The 21,248-nt window shown below is 62.9% G+C and carries 17 protein-coding genes; 8 read left to right on the top strand and 9 right to left on the bottom strand.

Annotated elements, in window-relative coordinates:
• Genes JDV75_RS08995 through JDV75_RS08980 form a run of 4 tightly spaced genes read left to right on the top strand, consistent with a single transcriptional unit; the run spans window position 1 to window position 2,613 of the window.
• Entirely contained in the window at window positions 1-1,572 is a 1,572-nt protein-coding gene (locus JDV75_RS08995) for a proton-conducting transporter transmembrane domain-containing protein (protein ID WP_198738914.1), read from the top strand.
• A complete protein-coding gene (locus JDV75_RS08990; RefSeq protein ID WP_198738913.1) occupies window positions 1,572-1,949 on the top strand; it encodes a monovalent cation/H+ antiporter subunit E in 378 nt (125 codons plus the stop codon). The genes JDV75_RS08995 and JDV75_RS08990 overlap by 1 nt, the downstream gene beginning before the upstream one ends.
• A complete protein-coding gene (locus JDV75_RS08985) occupies window positions 1,946-2,215 on the top strand; it encodes a cation:proton antiporter (RefSeq protein WP_198738912.1) in 270 nt (89 codons plus the stop codon). Before JDV75_RS08990 ends, JDV75_RS08985 begins: the two co-directional genes overlap by 4 nt.
• A complete protein-coding gene (locus JDV75_RS08980) occupies window positions 2,215-2,613 on the top strand; it encodes a Na+/H+ antiporter subunit G (RefSeq protein WP_198738911.1) in 399 nt (132 codons plus the stop codon). Before JDV75_RS08985 ends, JDV75_RS08980 begins: the two co-directional genes overlap by 1 nt.
• A 70-nt stretch (window positions 2,614-2,683) precedes the next feature.
• Here JDV75_RS08980 and JDV75_RS08975 read toward each other — a convergent pair whose 3' ends face one another.
• Window positions 2,684-3,265 carry a DM13 domain-containing protein gene (locus JDV75_RS08975; RefSeq protein WP_198738910.1) on the bottom strand — a complete coding sequence of 194 codons (582 nt, stop codon included), beginning with the start codon at window positions 3,263-3,265 and terminating at the stop codon, window positions 2,684-2,686.
• 115 nt (window positions 3,266-3,380) lie between these two features.
• Entirely contained in the window at window positions 3,381-4,949 is a 1,569-nt protein-coding gene (locus JDV75_RS08970) for a catalase (RefSeq protein ID WP_198738909.1), read from the bottom strand.
• 218 nt (window positions 4,950-5,167) lie between these two features.
• Here JDV75_RS08970 and JDV75_RS08965 point away from each other — a divergent pair, with 218 nt between their 5' ends.
• Window positions 5,168-5,758 carry an RNA polymerase sigma factor gene (locus tag JDV75_RS08965; protein WP_198738908.1) on the top strand — a complete coding sequence of 197 codons (591 nt, stop codon included), beginning with the start codon at window positions 5,168-5,170 and terminating at the stop codon, window positions 5,756-5,758.
• 116 nt (window positions 5,759-5,874) lie between these two features.
• On the opposite strand, the gene JDV75_RS08960 is transcribed toward JDV75_RS08965, so the two are convergent.
• The 6 genes from JDV75_RS08960 to JDV75_RS08935 form a co-directional block, all read right to left on the bottom strand.
• Entirely contained in the window at window positions 5,875-6,708 is an 834-nt protein-coding gene (locus tag JDV75_RS08960; protein ID WP_198739100.1) for a pilin N-terminal domain-containing protein, read from the bottom strand.
• Window positions 6,709-6,722: 14 nt separating this feature from the next.
• On the bottom strand, window positions 6,723-7,676 hold the full coding sequence (locus JDV75_RS08955) for a class C sortase (protein ID WP_198738907.1): 954 nt from the start codon (window positions 7,674-7,676) through the stop codon (window positions 6,723-6,725).
• Between the two features lie 151 nt (window positions 7,677-7,827).
• Complete coding sequence (locus JDV75_RS08950) at window positions 7,828-9,432, bottom strand: SpaH/EbpB family LPXTG-anchored major pilin (RefSeq protein WP_198738906.1); 1,605 nt, start codon at window positions 9,430-9,432, stop codon at window positions 7,828-7,830.
• 185 nt (window positions 9,433-9,617) lie between these two features.
• Window positions 9,618-13,763: a vWA domain-containing protein gene (locus JDV75_RS08945; protein ID WP_198738905.1), complete on the bottom strand. Its 4,146-nt coding sequence runs from the start codon at window positions 13,761-13,763 to the stop codon at window positions 9,618-9,620.
• A gap of 525 nt (window positions 13,764-14,288) precedes the next feature.
• Window positions 14,289-15,320: an aspartate-semialdehyde dehydrogenase gene (locus tag JDV75_RS08940; RefSeq protein ID WP_198738904.1), complete on the bottom strand. Its 1,032-nt coding sequence runs from the start codon at window positions 15,318-15,320 to the stop codon at window positions 14,289-14,291.
• 78 nt (window positions 15,321-15,398) lie between these two features.
• On the bottom strand, window positions 15,399-16,664 hold the full coding sequence (locus JDV75_RS08935) for an aspartate kinase (protein WP_198738903.1): 1,266 nt from the start codon (window positions 16,662-16,664) through the stop codon (window positions 15,399-15,401).
• Between the two features lie 195 nt (window positions 16,665-16,859).
• Here JDV75_RS08935 and JDV75_RS08930 point away from each other — a divergent pair, with 195 nt between their 5' ends.
• From JDV75_RS08930 to leuA, 3 genes are all read left to right on the top strand, one after another.
• Complete coding sequence (locus tag JDV75_RS08930) at window positions 16,860-17,714, top strand: DMT family transporter (RefSeq protein WP_198738902.1); 855 nt, start codon at window positions 16,860-16,862, stop codon at window positions 17,712-17,714.
• Between the two features lie 109 nt (window positions 17,715-17,823).
• On the top strand, window positions 17,824-17,964 hold the full coding sequence (locus JDV75_RS08925) for a hypothetical protein (protein WP_198738901.1): 141 nt from the start codon (window positions 17,824-17,826) through the stop codon (window positions 17,962-17,964).
• Between the two features lie 666 nt (window positions 17,965-18,630).
• Window positions 18,631-20,472: a 2-isopropylmalate synthase gene (leuA, locus tag JDV75_RS08920; protein WP_198738900.1), complete on the top strand. Its 1,842-nt coding sequence runs from the start codon at window positions 18,631-18,633 to the stop codon at window positions 20,470-20,472.
• Window positions 20,473-20,580: 108 nt separating this feature from the next.
• On the opposite strand, the gene JDV75_RS08915 is transcribed toward leuA, so the two are convergent.
• Window positions 20,581-21,243, bottom strand: a complete 663-nt coding sequence (locus JDV75_RS08915) for a TetR/AcrR family transcriptional regulator (RefSeq protein ID WP_198738899.1) — start codon at window positions 21,241-21,243, stop codon at window positions 20,581-20,583.
• Between the last annotated feature and the right edge of the window lie 5 nt (window positions 21,244-21,248).

The raw sequence follows: 21,248 nt of genomic DNA, 5'->3' as shown, positions 1-21,248 counted from the left end.
GTGAACAACGATCTTTCCTGGGCCCTCCCCCTCTTCGTCGCCGTACCGCTGGCGACCGCCGCACTCGCGGTGATCCTGCCGTGGCGCGCCGTGCGTGACACCCTCATGGTCCTGGTTCCCGGTGTCGGCATCGTCGCGGGCGGGTGGCTGTTCGCCCACACCGAGGCAACCGGCACCGTGGCGCACTCGGTCGGACTCTACGACGGTGGTATCGCGATCCCCTTCGCCGCGGATCCGTTCGCCGCGGTGATGATCCTGACCACCTGCATCGTGGCGCTCGCATCGAACCTGTTCGCCCTCGTCGCCGGTGAGACCCGCGCCCGGTTCTACCCGGGACTCGCCCTGATGCTCACCGCGGGTGTCAACGGTGCCCTGCTCACCGCCGACCTGTTCAACCTCTTCGTGTTCATCGAGGTCATGCTCCTGCCGTCCTACGGCCTGATCGCCATGACCGGAACCTGGTCGCGCCTCGCGGGTGGCCGGATGTTCGTCCTGGTGAACCTGACCACGTCCACGGTCCTGCTCATCGGTGTGGCGCTCGTCTACGGCGTGGCGGGCACGGTGAACATGGCGGCACTCGCCGGCGCGGCGGCGGGCAACGGCCCGCTCACCGTGGCGATGGGCGTCGTCGTCATCGCACTCTGCGTGAAGGCCGGTGTCTTCCCCGTGCACACCTGGCTTCCCCGCACCTACCCGGGCACCTCCCCGTCGGTGATGGGCCTGTTCTCGGGCCTGCACACGAAGGTCGCGGTGTACGCGCTGTTCCGCATCTACACCGTCGTCTTCGCCCTGGATGAACGCTGGTCCTGGCTCATCGCCGTCGTCTGCATGATCTCCATGCTGGTCGGTGGCTTCGCGGGCCTCGCCGAGCACACCATGCGCCGCGTCATCGCCTACCAGATGGTCAACGGAATGCCGTTCATCCTGGTCGTGCTGGCGTTCGCGACACTCGACCCGGTCCGCGCACTCGCGGCCGGCATCCTCTACGCCCTGCACCACATGATCACCGTCGGCTCCCTGGTGCTCACCGTGGGGGCCGTGGAGGAGACCTACGGCACGGGCATGCTGACGCGCTTGTCCGGCCTGATGCGCCGCGAACCGCTCGTGTCCGCGGTGTTCGTCATGGGCGCATTCTCGGTCGTCGGATTCCCCCCGTTCTCCGGCGTGTGGGGCAAGCTCTACGTCACCCTCGCCGTCGCCCGGGAGGGTGACCTGAAGGCGTGGCTGGTCATCGCCGTGATCATAATCGCGAGCTTCGGTGCCCTGCTGTCCATGCTGCGGCTGTGGCGTGCGGTGTTCTGGGGCAAGGACATGAAGGAGAAGGAGTTCCCGGCGACGCTGCTGGTCTCCGGATCGAAACTGGTCCCCGGCGCAGCCCTCGCCGTACTCAGCGTCGCGATGTTCTTCGGGGCCGGGGTCCTCACATCCGTGACCACGACCGCCGCGGAGGGGCTGCTCGACATCGACGGCTACCGGCAGGCCGTCCTCGGCGACTTCTCGACCGCGGTGGGAGTCGTCGACACCGGAGACGTTCCCCTGCCGAGCACTGACGTCCCAGAGGAGGTCCGCTGATGTTCCACGTGATCCGGTTCGGGGTCTGGCTGATCGGTCAGGTGTTCGCGGGAGCGCTCACCGTCGCCCGCGACGTGGTGCGCCGGCACTCACACATGCACCCCATCGTGGTGGCCTACCCACTGCGGGTGACCAAGGATTGGCAGATCGCCGCCCTGTCGACCTGCATCACCATGACCCCGGGAACCCTGTCCGTCGGGCTGCGTCCTGACGCCGACGGGGACGGTCCCGAGATCCTCCTCGTGCAGGCCGTCTACGGGGCGGACCCGGCCGAGGTGTTCGCCGGCCTGGCGGACATGGAGGAACGGATGGTGCCCTCCGTCAGGGGCATCGACCACGGTGCGCCCGGTCAGGGCGCCGGAGAGGAGAACCGATGAGTGCACTGACCATCGTCGTCGTGGTGTGCATCGTGATGATGTCCCTGGCACTGATGTCCAGCCTGGCACTGCTGCTGAAGGACGGCGGGGACGCGACCCGGGCGGTACTCGCGGACAAGGTCTTCTACACGATGATCGCGATCTTCGTGACGTGGACGATCATCAACCCGACGTCGATCTCCTACGAGATCCCGCTGCTCGCCGGCCTGCTCGGTCTGCTGACCACCGTGTCCTTTGCCCGGATCCTGTCGAAGGGACGACGATAATGACCTTCACCGAGATCATCATCAGCCTGGTCCTCCTGTTCGCCGCGTCGATGACGCTGGTCACCGCCGCCGCGCTGTGGCGTGCCCCGGACGCCCTGACGCGGGCGAATCTCCTGGGCCCGACCATCGGTGTCGCGCTGCCGCTGATCATCGCCGCACACCTGCTGCACGACTGGTCGACGAGCGGTTTCGTCGCCACGGATCTGCTGCGCGCCTGTGTCGCGATCACCGGACTGCTCGTCATCGCCAGCGTATCCACGTTCTACATGGGACGTTCCATCTTCGCCGTGGAGAACCCGGAGGTGATCACCGTCGAGGCCCTGCGCACGGGTGACCACGGAAAGCGGGGGACGGATCCCGCCGGAACTGACGGGGATTCCCCGGATCCATCAGCCTAGGACGACGAAAGCAAACTCCCCCACCAGGGTTTTCCGGTGGGGGAGTCTCGCGTTGTTCCGGTGGTTGCGGTCAGACCGTGGAGAGCTCCGCGGCACCGAACGCCGAGCTGAAGCGCTCGCACCAGATGACCACGCTGTTCGCTGTACCCAGATCGAGATCGGCGGGGATGGCGTAGTTCTGGTTGCCGTGCGTGGCCTTGAGTGCCCCGAGGGTCACGTATCCCGCGTCCCCCAGAGCGGAGTAGTCGCCGGAGGCCGTGGTGAGGACGACCCTGAGGTCCGGACCGTCGAGACTCGCCAGATCCTCCAGTCGCAGGACACGGGAGCCGTCCGGGAGCTCCGCGATGAGAGCGGTACCGGAGGTCTCGTGATCTACGGAAATGAACTGTCCCCGCTTCACCTCGACCGGTTGAGCGGGTTCCGCCGTGTCCGCGTCGGTCGGATCCATGTCTTTCCCGGTGGTGGCCGTCTCGTCCCGGGAAGCGGTGGCGACGGTTCCTCCGGGGGCCGGGAACGCCTCGTCGACGGTGGAGGAGGTGAAGGCACGCCACGGCTGGGTGAGTGCCAGGGCGACGCCGATGGCGATCACGAGAATCAGGGCGACCAGGGCGATGTAGACGGGTTTTCTGTCGGAACTGTTTTTCAGGGGCATATCCACTGCAACCATAGATGACGCGTCCACATTCCCGGATGCGCGGGTTTTCTTTCCCCCTCACGGGGAACGGCCCCGCGACCGGGGTCGGGGGGCCGTTCCCGATACGCCAAAACTAGCTGGAGGCGTCGGAACGCAACTCACGCACGCGGTTGCCGAGCCATCCGTCGACATTGGTCCAGTACTCGTAGACCTGCTTCTCGACCTCGCTGGTGATGCCGTCCATCGTGCGGGCGATGTTGCCCGCGAGACGCTCACGGGCGGCGTCGTCCATGACCTCGCGGACGAGGGTGCCGGCCTGGACGAAGTCGTCGTCCTCGGGATGCCGGACGTAGGCGCCACGGGTGAAGTCGGTGCCGTGGGTGTTGTCCCACAGGCCGAGGTCACCTGCGGTTCCGACGGTGACTCCCGAACCGGAGGTCTCCCCACCGTCGTCCAGATACCCTGCCTGCCGCTCCGTCTGGTTCGGGCTGTAGACGGGCTGCTCCGGAGCGTCGAACTCGTAGGTCATCGCGCCGTCCTTGGAGTAGCTGTTGACCGGGCAGACGGGCCGGTTGACCGGCAGCTGCTCACTGTTCGCACCGACGCGGTAACGGTGGGCGTCCGCGTAGGCGAAGCCGCGGGCGATGAGCATCTTGTCCGGGGAGAACCCGATGCCGCGGACCAGGTTTGAGGGAGCGAATGCGGCCTGCTCGATCTGGGCGAAGAAGTTGCGCGGGTTGCGGTTGAGCGTGAAGTGGCCGACGTGGATGAGCGGGTAGTCCTTCTGGGACCAGGTCTTGGTGAGGTCGAAGGGGTTGAAGCGGTAGCTCTCCGCCTCATCGACCGGCATGATCTGCACCTTGACGTCCCAGGTCGGGTAGTCGCCGTTCTCGATCGCGTTGTAGAGGTCCTCGCGGGAGGAGTCCGGATTGGCGGCGACGGTCTCCGCGGCCTCTGCGTCGGTGAGGGTCTCCCATCCCTGCCGGGTCTTGAAGTGGTACTTCACCCAGAAGCGCTCACCGGCCTCGTTGACCCACTGGTAGGTGTGGGACCCGAATCCGTCCATGTGGCGGAAGTCCTTCGGGATACCGCGGTCACCCATCAGGTAGGTGACCTGGTGGGCGGATTCCGGGGTGCGGGTCCAGAAGTCCCACCGCATGTTCCAGTCCTGCAGTCCGCTGCCGGGCATGCGCTTCTGGGAGTGGATGAAGTCGGGGAACTTGATGCCGTCGCGGATGAAGAAGACGGGGGTGTTGTTTCCGACGAGGTCGTAGTTGCCCTCGGTGGTGTAGAACTTCAGCGAGAATCCGCGAACGTCACGCAGTGCGTCAGCGGAACCCTGCTCGCCCGCGACCGTCGAGAAACGGGCCAGCATCGGGGTGACGGTACCGGGCTGGAAGAGGGCGGCGCAGGTGTACTTCGAGACATCCTCGGTGACGGTGAGCTCACCGAAAGCGCCGGATCCCTTGGCGTGGACGACGCGCTCCGGGACGCGCTCACGGTTGAAGTGGGCGAGTTTTTCCACGAGGTGGAAGTCGCGCAGGTCGATGCTCCCCTGTCGTCCCTGGGTCACGGAGTGGTTCTCACTGGGCACGGGGGCTCCGGCGAGGCTCGTCGTGGAACCGTGGGCGACCGGGCACTGTCCGGCGGACACGATGTCGTCGACGGTCGGCTCGGGGGTGTTGCCGTTCTGGTTGGTCATGCGGGTGTGTCTCCTCGACTGGGCTGGGGTGAGGGATAGGTCAAGCAACCCTTAGATTTACCTATCGGTCGCTTCTGACTCAAAGTCTATGCCATTTAATTACGGCGCGCCAGAGATATGACCAAATACCAACTTTCGGAGGATGCACGCTTCCGCCACACTCGATCGGGGCGCCCGGAGACATTGAGACGCACCTGTGCGCTGGTATATTCCGGGATGTGAAGTCATCAGGTGAGAGCGATCGGGCGCAGCGGGACGCGCAGGTCACCGAGCTGGCCCTCAGGGCCGGCCGCGGCGACCGCACCGCCCTGGCCGAGTTCGTCTCCGCCACCCAGGGCGACGTCTGGCGCCTGCTCGCACACCTCGGCGGCCCCGACATCGCCGACGATCTCACCCAGGAGACCTATCTCCGTGTCATGGGCGCACTCCCCCGGTTCGCCGCGCGGTCCTCGGCCCGTACCTGGATCCTCTCTCTGGCGCGTCGCGTCTGGGTGGACAACATCCGCCACGACATGGCCCGCCCCCGGAAGTCCGCGGTCGAGTATCAGGACGCGGCCGCGGGGGCGGCGAGCTCTGATTCGTGGACCGAGTGGGTCGACGCGCGCATGCTGATCGACGCCCTCCCCGAGGATCGCCGTGAGGCTCTGATCCTCACCCAGGTGCTCGGCTACACCTACGAGGAGGCCGCGAAGATCGCCGGCGTCCGTACGGGCACGATCCGTTCCCGGGTCGCTCGGGCGCGCGCGGACATAGCCGCTGCGGTGCTGGATGACGATGATTCGGCCACGGTCACCGAGCACGTGAACTGACCGTCACCACCGGCGTACCGATGCTGCGACCGCCGATGGAGCGACCGCGCAAGTACGTCCGATGGGATGTGCCCGCGCGGTCGATTGACCGGTGAGTCCGCGGGGGACTCACCCACCTATTCTCCGGAGGTCCGCCTGCGGCGGAGCAGGAAGAAACCGAGGACCATCGACAGGATACCGATCAGGGAGATCGCCAGAACGTCCGCTCCGGTGTTGGGGAGATAACTCGCGATACCTTTCGACGGGCCCGTCTCATCCACCGCGGGGCCGCCACCGGGCTCCGTGGTGGAGGAGGGGCCGTCGGAGGAGGTGTCGGTGCTGCCGGACGATGAACCTCCGGGGCCGGGAACGGGGATCGGTACGGGGATGGGTATGATCCCACCGGACGAACTTCCTGACGATCCCGGAATCGGCTCGTGGGGCTTGTTCTTCGGCGTGATGGTGACCTCGTAGGCCCAGGAACTGCCCTCCGCATCCGCGACCGGAAGAGTGATGAGGAACGGTGCCGAGATCCGGAATTCCTTCGACGGATCGGCGGGTGGCGTCTCCCGTACCCGATAGAGCCCCTGGGGGAGATCGCTGAATACGGCGTTCCCGTCGGTGTCCGTCACAGCGGAGAAACGGTCGAGAACCTCCGCGGACTCTGTGTCTTCGACACTGAGCGTCCTGAAACTGTCCCACACCAGCGGGTCTCCCAGTGAGTAGCCGCCGAGGCGTTCCAGGGTGAAGGTGGCGCCGGCGACTCCGCCCGGTGGGAGCTCTCCGGGGGGAACATCGTTGAACGGGTTGGGGGCCGCCTTGTGGATGGTCAGCTGGACGGAGCGTCCGGCCTGGATGCCGTCAACCGACAGTCCCGCGTCGTTGCCGGTGACGACCTCCGCGTGTGCCGAGGGGACCATTGCCGCCGAGAGTGTCGCAGCCAGGAGGACGGCGGCCGTACGTGTTTTCATCGTCGATGCAGATTTCACTGTTTCACCGGTTCTTTGTCGTCATTACGTGAAGCGGCGTGCCTACCGCGGGTCGTGGCCCTCGAGCCGAACAATGCCCTCCAGAGCCAGACGAAGAGGAAGATCAGCGCGAGCGCTGCTGCGGCGATGGCCGCGATCATCCACCACTGCCACACGATGCCTCCGGTCTCCCGGAAGGCTTCGTGCTCTTCGGCCGGATCAAGGGGGACCCGTGTCCCGCGGACCAGGAGTCGGTGCGAGTTGATCCCGTAGGGGGTGCAGGTGACCAGGGTGACGAGATCCCGGCCCGGGACCGCGCGCAGATCGTCGACCTCCTCCGGCAGAACGACCTTGATCTGGTCCACCTGGTATTTCATCCGCTCACCGAAGGTATTCAGGTAGAAGGCGTCCCCTTCCTTCAGCCTGGTGAGGTTGTCGAAGAGGGTGGCGTTGGTCAATCCGGTGTGGCCGGTGAGAACCGCGTGGGTCCCCTCTCCGCCGACGGGCAGGGCGGAACCGAAGAGGTGCCCCACGCCCTTCTCGAGGGTCCGGTCGTCGGAACCGTGATAGACCGGAAGATTGATCTCGGCTTTGGGGACGACGATCTGCGCCATCGCGAAATCTGTGTTCAACTGATCCAGATATTCCTGATACGCAGCGTTGTCTTCGCTCACTCGGGCGAGCCAGGGATCCAGGATCGGTCCGTTGATGTGCTCGTTGTTGTACTGGCGGGCACGCTCAACCTGTTCGCTGAGTTTCTCGGGGCTCTGCTCCTGGATGACCTCCGAGTAGCGTCTCGCGACGTCCGCCTGGCGATAGTTGTTCCATTGTGTGGACACGACCGGGTAGATCAGGATGGCCACACCCGCGATGACCAGGAGAATCGGGAGCAGGATCGCGGAAAGTTTTCTCCCGGGCTTGTCCGCGGAGTTCTCTCCGGCCGAGACTTCGGTAAGTACTTCTTGCGCCATCAACTACTCCAGATCAGTGAACCAACTAAAAGTGGTGGGGATCAGAGGCTCCCCACGAGCCTTCTCCCGTGGGTACGGCGAGATAGCGGTACCCACGGGCCCTCGGTTCCACCGAGACCGGCGGAACCGAGGGTTCAGTGACGCAGGGTCACTAGGACTTGCGGGATGCGCGCTTCGCGGCGAACGCACCGAGCCCGAGGATCGAGGCACCGAGTGCCATCAGCAGGCCCACACCGGCGCCACCGGTGGAGGGCAGCTTCGAGGACGTGGACTTGAGGTTAACGACCTCCGCCTCCTGAGAGGTCTTGTCCTCGTCCTTGTCAACGGACGTTGCCGTCATCTCAACGACGACGGGGTTGACCAGAAGCTCGTAGCCCTCCGGCGCCTGGGTCTCGACGAGGCAGTACTTGAAGTCCACTCCGCCGCCTTCCTGGTTATCGGGAACCCGGACGGATTCCACGGTGGCGACACCCTGATCATTTGTGGTCCATGCGTCCTTACCATCGATGGTCAGCTTCTCCCCGATGAGGCTGCTGGCATCGGTGCAGCGGTACACATTGAAGGTGGCTCCGGGAAGGACTTTATCGTCCTCGCCAACCTTCTTGATCACGAGGTTCGCCCAGCGGGCGGGAACCTCATTGGTGGTTCCTGTTCCGGGGTCTTCGGGCTTGGTCGGCACATCTCCGTCATCCTTGCCCGGGTTCTTCGGGTTGTCGTCGTCGCTGTCCGGGTTGGCGGGATCGGTGATGTCCTTGACATCGAACACGACGCTGGCAGTGTTGAATGCCTTGCCGTCGGTCGCGCCGACCTTCTGCACGGTGACCGGAATGAGGACCTTGACCTTTGAGTCCGGGGCAGCTGCCATGAGCTTCTTCAGACCTGCGTTGGTGAAGACGACCGTCACCTTGGCGCCTTCCTTCTGGACCTTAAAATCGTCGTCGATCGTGTAGTCGGTGTCACCGACCGTGACGCGGACCTTCTTCTCGGCCGTAGTGCCATCCGCGAGGACGACCTCTTCGGGGAGAGTGTCCTCGACAGCGAAGTAGCTGATGTACTGATTCTTCTTCGCGGTGTCCGCCGTGGGGCGTGCGGTGTCGATCTGGTAGTCGAAGGTGTCTCCGGCGTTGGCCCTCTCCGCATTCTTGTCTGCGAGAGACTTGCTCGCCTCGATCTTCGAGTTCTTCGGGTACGCGACGACATTGTAGTTCCAGCCGGAACCGTCGGGGTTGGTCATCGGGAGGAACACGATGAACGGGCGAGCCTTGGAAACGCCCTTCGGAGCCTTGGTCTCCGTGACCAGGTATGCGCCGACTCCGATGTTGTCGACGGACTTCGTCCAGGTCGCGACGCCGTCGGTTCCGGTGGTCTTCTTGATGGCGTCACCGGTGACATTTTCCGCGGCCACCTCCGGGGTCATAGCTGCAACTTCGTTGAACTCGGACTGCTTGGTGATGTCCTTGTTGATCTTCTGGATCGTGAATTCGACGCCCGCGATCGGCTTGCCACCGATGTTGCTCTCATCAGCGGCGGTTCCGTCCGGCTTCCGCTGGTTGTCGGCGTTGACCCGCTTGTGGATCGTGAACGTCACATCGTGATTGGCGTCCAGGCTAGAGACCGGAGCGGCGGCCGGGACGTTCGTCTCGGGCTCAGGCTCGTCTGCGAATGCGGCGGGGGCGCCGATGGATGCGGTGGCGAAAGCCAGCGCGATGACGGTGGCCTGGGTCGCAGCGCGGAGCGTGCGGGTGTTGTTCTTCATGATATTGCCTTTCTGTGCCCCTGAGGGGCCTGCCCAAATGGGCTGGGTTTTTGCGATCGTTTCGCTCGTGTCTTGCTGGACCGGTCTTGTACCACCGGGCCGGATGAATCTACCTGAACTCGAGTGCGGTTCCGGCAACATCTGGTCCTGCACGTTGCCTGAAGAATACGGGTGCGTTCACGGAATCAGGCCTTTCGCTGTCTGCGGGAGATGAACAGTGCTCCGGCGAAGAGGATCAGTGCGCCCAACCCGAAGGGTGCGATACCGAGACCTCCGGATTTCGGCAGTTTTCCGTCGAGGGACTTCAGTTGGATGGCCCAGGCGGAGTCGGAGGCCTGGATGTCGTCGATGGCGCCTTGCTGATTACTCTTCTGGAATGTCGCGGTCACGGTGGCGGTGTCCACGTGGTAGCCGTCAGTACGGTATTGCATGGCAGAAGGGTTCGCGGCATTCCACCAGCAGGTGATGGATTCACCTTCACCGAGTGCCGCTGTGGGAAGCACGGTGACGCCGCTGGATCCACTCACCCTCACGTCTGCATTCTTGTCACACTCCAGTGTTTCCCTCATGTTCATGCTTCGACCGCTACCAGCCTCTTCGCCGTACCGGTCGTTGATACTGAACTTGACGAGAGTACCTTTTCCACCGTTGGTCACCCGGTAGGATATTTTCACGGTCGGAGCGCCGGGGATGATTGCCGCCGCGGTGTCCTGCGAGTCCGCGTCTTCATCGTTGATGAGTTTCTCCAATTCGATACGGGGAATCAACAGATCGATACATGCGGAGCCTGTGGTCTGATCACCTTCGAGTTGAACGGAGTTTGCGAGACCGTGGCTGCCCTGATTGTCGGTGGAGCACTCGAGATAGTCGGATGTGGCGACAATTCCGTTATCCGCGGCAACCTCGTATGCAACGATGACGTCTATCGTCGCGCCAGTGTCCGTGTTGCCCCCGGCGCTACCGGGAACACTGTTGAAGTTCGATGAGTCCAACTTGTACGTTCCGTTATTCAATTCGTCGAATTCGACGGAACCTGTGTCTTTGAGCAGTTTGTTGTTGGAACCGTCAGTGTTCCTGGCGTGGATCGATGTGACCCTCACCCCTTCCATCGGGGAAGGTGATTCGATGATCGACTTCGGTGTTCCCGGGGCTGCCGATCTGTTGTCGACCGTGACACGGTAGGTCGCTTCGAAGGTCTCCCCCGTTTGCCCCTTGATCACGACGGAGTCGGAGACCCCGTACTTCTTGATGTTGAAAGAGGTGGGGAACTTCACCCATGCCTTATCCGATTCCTCCGGTCCGGTCACGGTCATCTCATCCGAGTCATCATTGGACGGTATTTCGCCCGGAGTCTGTCCTACGTTGAGTCTGTAGGTCGGTGTGACGGCGACCTCGTCGCCGTGGACCCCACCGTAGACGTGTGATCCGAGATCCTGCAGATGGACCGTTCCGGTACAGGTGACGGATTCGCCTGCGGGGAGCGCGGGATCGAAGGTGACGGTGTCACTCTCGGCGTCGTATGTTCCGCGCGCCTGCGTCGAACCGTCACCCGCGCAGCTGAGTCCATTAACCTGTACTTTGTCGTCGGTCCGGTTGCCCGCGTCGTCCAAGGCGTAATCCGCCAGGTTGACGGACACGATGTCCGACGGTGGAAGATCAGCATTCGGACGGGCGGCAGAGTACTTCCGGCCGCTTCGACTGTCGTTCCGGATCACGTAGGAGACACTGAAGCTGTCCTTATTCTCGGGGTTGTCGACGGTCTTGCCCGCTTTCTGTTCGGTGACCCCGTACGCGGGGTTGACCGGGTCCCCTGCACCGTTGATCTTCTTGATCACGGTTGTATCGGCGCGAAGAACCGAGTAACACACGTCTCGGGTGGATCCGCCGACCGGTGTGAGTCCACGTCCGGTCTCCACGTCCAACGTGTTGTTCAGGCCGGTGCCGTTGTTCGCCTCGCCACGGACGTTCTTGCAGAGGTACTTCTCCGCTTCCTCGCCCTGGAGAACTCTCGCAACTTCATAGGTGACCCGGAGTCTGACCTGGCCCTTGGATCTGGGATTGAACGGAAGGAGATCTCCGGAAGCCAGCTTCCAGGAGTTGCCACTTTCGTGCGTCAGGTCGGCGGAACCATCCCGGAGGATCTTCTGCTGCGCGGACAGATTACCGGTCGAATTTTGATCTATTTCCCTGTCAAACGCTTTCATGGACACGATTTTCAGACCGGGGGCCGGCTTGGGAGTGTCGATGATCGCGGGATAACTACCCTCCACGTAGGCGTTGTTTGTGAGGATGATGTTGTAGTCGGCGGTGAACTGCTGTCCGACTTCTCCGGTGATGGTACGCGGCGTGCCGGGGTTGTAGCTCTTGAAGATCTGGAGATCCGGCTGCGCCTTAGCCCAAGCCGTATCCTTGACTGTCGTCGCCTGGGTGGATTGAGCACTGGTTTTCGCTGTGACAGTTGCCTCATTGCCGAAGAACTTATTCGCAGCCATGGGGTCGTCGACGTTCCTGAACGTCACGCTGTCGATGTCGAGGGTCTGGGTGCACCTGACACTCTGGTTTTCGGACACGGGATTATTCGGTGTAATCCTCGCGGTTTTCTTGTCGGAGGACAGGTTCACCTCGGCGCCGGAACAGGTCAGGCCGTCGAGAGACAGTGAGTCGTTCCCGGAAGAAGGAACCTCCAGCTGCTTATCGGTGAGTTCAAAGTACCCGATGGGCGAGGCACCCTTGTTGGTGACCACGAAATCCTGGCTAAATCTACCGTTGTCGTTGTCGTTACCCAGATCGACAGCATCACCTTTGGTGTCGGCCTCCATCGGCCGAGCATCCGGGTCCGTTGTCTTGACATACTTCTCGAAAGCGATCTTCGGCGAGTCACATCCCTGAATACGCTTCTTCAATGCAGCGGTTAGCTCGCCGAATCCCCCCAGCAGGGTAGCTTCATTTTTCGGCGACAACGATGCCGTCATTTTTTCCGGGGTAGAACGAGCAGTTGTGACAACATAGTTATTGGAAGAGCCCCTGTAGCAGGCATTACTCTTATACACTTTTCCGAAATCTGAGTTTCCCGCCCATCCGGAATTACATCTCACACTACTAATGCTTACTTCTTCTTCAGATTGGCGAACGAATTCTTTATAAACGACTCCGGCAGGGCGATTGGTCGGGTCCAGAAAAGCCGACTGCTCGCTGATTCCGGAATCATTGACACCTGTATAGCCTGGCCACCCAACACTGGTGCAGTCACCCCTAGATATCTTTCCACTGCACGCAGGGTAGACAAGTAAATTATCATCATTTTTTCCGACAAATATTGGGATGATGTTTGATCCAGCTTTTACGAGCTTGTCCGCAACTTGCTGGGCTTTGAGTAGAGAATACGTATCGGCATGAACGTCGGTACCAGCTCCAGGATCATTGGGCAAGCCATCCGTGATGAAGATGATCACATCGTAGCTTTTCCCCTCAACCTGGGACAGACCTTCTTCCCAGTTTGTGTTGCCATTGTCTCGGGCGGACGCGGAGAGATTATTCACCGATCGTTTTGCAAGCTTCGCGTTTTCAGCCGTCAATTCCTTCGGACCGAATTGAGCATCGGGAATAGTTCCTGCATGAGTGGAGAAGTTATATAGACCCAGGGTCGTGTTGGTTCCAGTCAGCTGATCTATGACTTCGTTGTGTGCCCGTTTAATCTGGCTAATACCATTCGGATCATTTTCATTGACACTCGAGGAGACGTCGGTGATGATCGCGATCTTCAGACCGCATTCCTTGGAGGGGTCGTGTAACGCGGCATTGCCCGCTGCCCGGACGTCGAATCTCTGTACCACGGGCTGGTCCTCACGAATGAGACGCTTCACATCGATTAACTCAAGCTCATCCGGGTGTGCGAGATAGTATTCCCGGAACTCCGAGGCCTCATCCGCCGGCCAGTTCGCCAATGCGTCCTCGTACTCCTGCGGGAGACGCTCGGCGGGCTTCGGTGTCTGCAGCTCCGGCGCGTTGAGTTCGGTCGCGGTGTCGATGACCGACGGTTCATTATCAGGGAGATCGCCTGTTTCCGTTCCAACTTCCCCGTCATCGGCCTGCGGCACATCAGACACGTCGTTCCCCTCGGAAGCCCGGGTCTGATGCCCGGACTCAACGTCCACGGTCACCGCCTCGGTACGGTCAGAGGCCTGAACCTCATCCGCGGAGGCGTTCCGGGGGGACATCTGCACTGCCACGATAGCGATCAGCAGAGCCACCACAGAAACCAGCACCAGGGCTCGTTTCATCATGAAGGTGACCCCGTCCGCAAAAAAGTTGCGGTCCTGTTGCTCACTCAAAGTTTCTGTGCCTTTCGACGTGTCCGCCGATACTGACTGGCGGTCCGATTGCTTTCGTTCAATTGTCCCCGCACTTTGCGGACGGAGAAGATCCGTCGGAAAGTGTTTGTTCCGCTATTTGTTTTGCTTAGCGGATGTTATTGCTGTGCTACACATAATGTGCAGCCGGGGGATATGACACGAATTTATATGCATTATCATAGCTTCTATCCCCTTCAGCGCCAAGATGTTACATCCACCCGGGAGATATCAAGCGGATTCCATCTGGTGAAAGAATTCGAAAATCACCTCTCACAACCCCTTCACCTCTATGTTTAGGCGGAAGTTAAAATACTCGATCTTTCGAAACGCCGGCTGCACCGAAATCTGTCCCCCGTCGACAACCTTAATAGTGTCATTAAGAAAAATATGGATAGCACGGGAGACTCATTTCATGGAGCGCCGTTTTCAGCAGCATCTAAATTAATGCCGACGGACGGAAAAACGCCGCTCCGGTGAGGAACGGCGCTTCAGATCAGAGAGTGATCAGACCAGCAGCTCCGCGATCTGGACGGTATTCAGGGCCGCCCCCTTACGCAGGTTGTCGCCGGAGACGACGAGCACCAGACCCCGGTTGTCGTCGACGGTCTGATCCTGACGGATCCGACCGACGAGGGAGTCGTCGCCACCTGTGGCGGCGAGCGGGGTGGGCACATCGACGACCGTGACTCCGGGCGCACCCTCGAGAAGACGGGTCGCTTCCTCGGGGGTGATGGACCGGTCGAACTCGGCGTGGATGGTCAGGGTGTGTCCGGTGAAGACCGGGACACGGATGCAGGTACCGGAGACCTTCAGCTCGGGGATACCCAGGATCTTCCGGGACTCGTTGCGCAGCTTCTGCTCCTCGTCGGTCTCACCACTGCCGTCGTCGACGTAGTTGCCGGCGAGGGCCACCACGTTGAACGCGATCGGGGCGACGTAGGGGTCGGTGTCCGCGGGGGCGACGGCCGATGGGTCGAGGGCCAGGGAGGTGGAACGGGAGCCGACCTCCGCGACCTGGTTGGCCAGAGCCTCCACCCCGGCGATACCGGAACCCGAGACAGCCTGGTATGAGGAGACGTGCAGCCGGTTCAGGCCTGCGGCGTCGTGCAGCGGCTTGAGCACCGGCATGGCGGCCATCGTGGTGCAGTTCGGGTTCGCGATGATTCCCTTGACCACGTTCTCCTTGGCCTCCGGATTTACCTCGGAGACGATCAGCGGGACCTCGTCGTCCTTACGCCACGCGGAGGAGTTGTCCACCACGGTGACGCCTGCCGCGGCGAACACCGGGGCGTACTTCTTCGAGGTGGATCCGCCCGCGGAGAAGAGCGCGATGTCGATCCCCTTCAGAGACTCCTCGGTCACTTCGGCGAGGTCCTCGACCTCGATCTCCTCGCCACGGAACAGCAGCATGGTGCCGGCGGAGCGGGCGGAGGCGAAGAAACGTACGTTGTCCAGCGGGAAGTCGCGCTCCTCGAGGATGGCGCGCATGACGCGGCCGACCTGTCCGGTTGCGCCGACGACGGCGACGGTGGTCATGGGATCAGAAACTCCTTAGTGCTACATGGTGACGGCCGGTCCGGGGAGACCCTCGGTGGCCGGTGAAGCGGATATTTTTCAGCGCCCGGTACCGGCGTAGACGGTGGCTTCGGTGTCGCCGCCCAGTTCGAACGCGTCGTGGAGGGCGCGTGCCGCGGTCTCGACGTCGGTCTCGCGGATGAGCACCGAGATGCGGATCTCCGAGGTGGAGATGAGCTCCAGGTTGACGCCGGAGTCGCGCAGGGCCTCACAGAACACGGCGGTGACGCCGGGGTGGGACTTCATCCCTGCACCGACGAGGGAGACCTTACCGATCTGGTCGTCGTACAGGACGTTCTCGCAGGCGCCCTCGGACTGGAGCTTCTTCAGCAGCTCCATCGCCCGCGGCCCGTCGGCACGCGGGCAGGTGAAGGTGATGTCGGTGCGGTTGTCCTCCAGGGAGGAGATGTTCTGCAGCACCATGTCGATGTTGATCTCGGCGTCCGCGAGTACGCGGAACACCCGGGCGGCCTCTCCCGGGGAGTCGGGGATTCCGAGGACGGTGACCTTTGCCTCGGAGAGGTCGGTTGCGACGCCGGTGAGAACTGCTTCTTCCACGGGAATATCCTCCATTGAGCCGGTCACGAGTGTGCCGGGGTCGTTGCTGTAGGACGAGCGTACCCGGATCGGGACGCCGAATGCACGGGCGTACTCGACGCTGCGCAGCACCAGGATCTTGGACCCCACCGCCGCGAGCTCGAGCATCTCCTCGAAGCACAGCTGATCGAGTTTGCGGGCGTTCTTCACGATGCGGGGATCCGCAGTGTAGACGCCGTCGACATCTGAATAGATCTCACAGACATCGGCGTTGAGAGCGGCGGCGAGAGCCACCGCAGTGGTGTCAGAACCGCCCCGACCGAGCGTGGTCACGTCACGGGTGTCCTTGTTGACACCCTGGAATCCCGCGACGAGACAGATCCAGCCCTCATCGAGGGCCTCCCTGACGCGACCGGGGGTCACGTCGACGATACGGGCGTTTCCGTGACGCTCGGTGGTGAGCACGCCGGCCTGTGACCCGGTGAAGGACTGTGCCTTCGCACCGAAGGACTCGATGGCCATGGCCACGAGTGCGTTGGAGATGCGCTCACCGGCGGTGAGCAGCATGTCCATCTCTCGCGCGGGGGGAACCGGATTGACCTGTGCGGCCAGATCCAGGAACTCATCCGTGGTGTCCCCCATGGCCGAACAGACCACGACGACGTCGTTCCCCTGCTTCTTCGTGGCGACGATCCGCTCAGCCACACGCCGGATGCGCTCGGCGCTCTCCAACGAGGAACCACCATATTTCTGAACGACCAGTGCCACCGCGTCACCTCTCGGGTTTCATGTCTGTTACGAAATAGTCAACACCATCGTACAAGGCGGCACCACACCGACCCGCCACCGGCGCACGGCAACCATGCGACCTCGATCAGGGTGAACAGTGCCGCCACGACGAAAATCACACACTCGGACCGTGGGATACATGCTGTCGCAAGCGGCTCCGCTAGCGTGTAACGGGTGCAGAGCAACGTCATCGCAGTGTTGTTCGCCCTCGCCTCCGCACTGACCATCGCCTGGGGAACCGTCATCCGGCACCGTATCGCTGAAGAGGCCCCGGGCGACGGCACCACCATCCGGAGCGCCCCGATCATCGCGGTCATCTCCCGCCCCCTGTGGTGGGCCGGCACCTTCGCCGCGCTGGCCGGCTACGCACTGCAGATCGCCGCCCTCGGCTTCGGCACACTGCTGGTGGTCCAACCGGTCCTCGTGCTCTCCCTGATGTTCACGTTCCCCATGTCCGCCCTGTACGACGGAAGACGTGTCAGCAAAGCCGAGACATTCTGGTCGCTCGTCCTCACCGTCGCGGTCGCTGTCCTGGTCGTCCTCGGTAAACCGACACCGGGTCTACTGGAACCCCCGCTCAACCGCTGGCTCCCCGCACTCGCCGTCGGTGGAGTGCTTCTCCTGTTTATCGACAGACTCGCGTACACCCGTGTCCGACGCCAGAAGGCGCTACTGCTCGGCATGGTCACGGGGGGTGTGATGGGATACGTGGCCGTACTCTCCAAGGCCTTCGTCGACATCTTCGTCCACCAGGGTTTCGTGGGCATCCTGACCAGTTGGGAGTCCTACGCGCTGCTCGGAGGAGCGGTACTCGGGACAGCTGTCCAGCAGTCCTCCTTCAACGCCGGCGCCCTACGCCAGTCCCTGCCCGCGATGACCGTGACTGAGCCGATTTTCGCGTTCGCGCTCGGTTACGCGGTCCTCGGGGAGAAGTTCGCCGTCTCCGGGATCAGCTGGACATGGATGGGCCTGGCGCTGCTCGCGATGGTCGTCTCGACGTTCGCACTGTCCAGACGAGGCGTCGGGTAGAAAAGATGAGGTCGCCACATGAGACTGTGCGGAGACGATAGGATCAGATCGACAGTCAACACGTCCCGGGCGCCACCGATCAGCGGAGCCGGCCCGGTACACCGATACCGTGAACACTAGGAGAACCATGATCTTCATCCCGATTCCCATCCCCGTCGTCGTCGAGGGGCTCCGTGACACCGGATCCGCCGCCATTGACGCCTATGTCGCGCTCATCGACTGGGTCCGGGCCTCCACCGGATCCGCCTGAGACCGGGCCCTCATCCATTCCGGGGCCCCGGCAACCCCGCCCGGGGGATCATCCACCTTTCATTCCAGCTGCATCCGAAGATATTCCCTTCCCCATGCAGGCTTCTTCCGTCCGTGGTCCCCATTTCCGCCGCTCCCCGTTCCCTACCGGTTTCCCCGGAGGATCTTGTTCCCCACTGTCTTTTCACCACCCGGACCACAGAGGCACCAAGACTCCCGATCCGGTTTTGATTAACGCCGGTTACAACGCCCCGTAATCAGACACACCCGAGCGGAACACTGTTCATCCACTCAAGGACACCACCCCCGCGCCACACCCGCATTCGGATTACAGGCCGTCCACGCGCCTGAGCGCTGCCGCCGGGAGATTCCCTACCGAGATCCAGGAAAGTGGTCCGGAAAAGGGAAAACGAGCATTCAGACGGTGAATGTATCCGACATCGGCAGGACCCCGATGTCCATATGGTGGAATAAGCCTCCCAAATTCGCGGTTCTGAGGTAGCGTGTCCCCATGCAGCGAGCACTTCTCCTTAGCCGCCGCGGCGGGTGGAACAAGGTCTGACACGACCGGCACCCCGTCGCGGAGTACAGCTCTGCCGCCGGTCGTGACTTCTCCACCCACACCCGACCGGCCCTGCGCAAGGGCCCAGCAAAGGACTGAACTCACATGGCACCCTCCGACGCATTCATCGCAGCGCCCGCTGACATCAACACCCCCTCCGGCCCGCGCGCCGAGGGGCAGGCCCCGTGGAACATGCAGCGCGGCTCCGATATGCCGATCCACCGTTACCAGCCGTTCCACGAGGAGGTGGAACCGATCAGCCTGCCGGACCGTACCTGGCCGGACCAGCGGATCACCAGGGCACCGCAGTGGTGTGCGGTGGATCTGCGTGACGGCAACCAGGCCCTGATCGACCCGATGAGCCCCGAACGCAAGCGCCGCATGTTCGAGCTGCTGGTCGAGATGGGCTTCAAGGAGATCGAGGTCGGTTTCCCCTCCGCCTCCCAGACGGACTTCGACTTCGTCCGCGACATCATCGAGAACGACCGCATCCCGGATGACGTGACCATCCAGGTACTGGTACAGGCCCGTGAGCACCTGATCCGCCGCACGTTCGAGGCGTGCGAGGGCGCGAAGAACGTCATCGTGCACTTCTACAACTCCACCTCGAAGCTGCAGCGCCGCGTGGTGTTCCGCAAGGATAAGGAGCAGATCAAGAAGCTGGCGACGGATGCTGCGGAACTGGTCAAGTCCCTGGCCGCCGACTACCCGGGCACCAACTGGCGGTGGGAGTACTCCCCCGAGTCCTTCTCCGGCACCGAGGTCGCCTACGCCAAGGAGGTGTGCGACGCCGTCGTCGATGTCCTGGAGGGGGCCCCAGAGAACCCGGTGATCCTGAACCTGCCCTCCACAGTGGAGATGATCACCCCGAACGTCTACGCCGACTCCATCGAGTGGATGCACCGCAACCTGGCTAAGCGCGATTCCGTCATCCTCTCCCTGCACCCCCACAACGACCGGGGTACGGGTGTCGCAGCAGCCGAGTTGGGGTACATGGCCGGCGCCGACCGCATCGAGGGCTGTCTGTTCGGCAACGGTGAGCGCACCGGCAACGTCTGCCTGGTCACCCTGGGCCTGAACATGTTCACCCAGGGCGTCGACCCGCAGATCGACTTCTCGGACATCGACCGGATTCGCCGCACGGTGGAGTACTGCAACCAACTCCGCGTGCCCGAGCGTCACCCCTATGGCGGCGATCTGGTGTTCACCGCGTTCTCCGGTTCTCACCAGGACGCCATCAACAAGGGCCTGGACGCGATGGCCGCCGGTGTCCGCGCGGGTGCCACGCACACCGACGTCTCTCCCGAGGAACTGCGCGGATCCGTCTGGGAGGTTCCGTACCTGCCCATCGATCCCCGCGACGTCGGCCGTACCTACGAAGCCGTCATCCGCGTCAACAGCCAGTCGGGCAAGGGCGGTGTCGCCTACATCATGAAGACCGATCACGGCATCGCGCTGCCACGCCCCATGCAGGTCGAGTTCTCCGCGACAGTGCAGGCCGTCACCGACGCCGAGGGCGGCGAGGTCAACTCCAAGAACATGTGGGACATCTTCGCCGGTGAATACCTGGACAGGAAGGCCCCGCTGGAGCAGATCTCCGTCCGCGTCGACGCCGCCGAGACCGAGAACGACCAGGCGACCGTGACCGCGCACGTCATCCACAACGGTGAGGAGCAGACCGTCACCGGGCACGGCAACGGTCCCGTCGCGGCGTACGCCAACGCCCTCGAGTCCCTGGGTATCGACGTCGAGGTGCAGGACTACAGCCAGCACGCCCGCACCGCCGGTGACGACGCCGAGGCCGCCGCCTACGTCTACGCCGACGTCAACGGCACCCGCGTCTGGGGCGTCGGCATCGCCGGCTCCATCACGTACGCATCCCTGAAGGCCATCACCTCGGCCGTCAACCGGGCGAACGCGAAGAACCCCGCCTTCACCGGAGCGTAACCGCTCCCTGCAGAACCCGACGGCGCCACCCACACGCCACGAAACGCCCCGCCCCGGCCACCAGCCGGAAGCGGGGCGTCGCCCATTCCACAGGTCGTGTCGGAACTTCTACACCTCCGGGCGTCGCTCCTCCAGACCGGCGATGATGAAGTCGAGCTTTGCATCCAGGAACCCCCGACCGATCCACGACTCCTGGGGCTTGAACACGTCATCCTCCTGCTCGAGTGCCACCATCTGTTCGAACCCGGTCCGTCCGTCCTCCCCCGGATTCCTGAGCGTGGAGATACTGAGATGCGTGGAGATGACGGTGTCCCCGATGAAGTCCAGGGCGAACAGTGCCTGGGGTTCGGTGAACCCGAACCCACACAAGGATTTGATCAGTGAGCGCGCCACACCCTGAACGTGCCGGAACGCACCGGGGAAGGTGAACAGCACCTCATCGAGACCCGGGTACCGCTCGCACGCCTCCCACGAGGTCTCGGCCCACTCGCGCAGAACCTCCTGCCAGGAATCGGGGCTGCCGTTCGGCCACTCCATCGATGCCGCCCCGCGGGCGAGACAGGCGTGCACGAGATCGTCCCTGCTGTCGAACAGGCGGTACACCGCGGAGGTGGACACCCCGATCCGATTCGCCACCTGAGCCAGTGTGAAGCGCGCGATACCGATCTCCAGGGCGGCGTCGACGACATCATCAACCGTGAAACTCGGCTTCGGGCCGGTTTTGCGACCGATGCGGCGTACCGGTCGGCGGGAGGGACTCGTCGGGGTCATGGTAT

This window comes from Corynebacterium meridianum, assembly GCF_016342265.1.
Lineage (GTDB): Bacteria > Actinomycetota > Actinomycetes > Mycobacteriales > Mycobacteriaceae > Corynebacterium > Corynebacterium meridianum.
The sequence above is the reverse complement of the archived record's forward strand: the minus strand, read 5'-3'. Positions and strand labels throughout refer to the sequence as shown.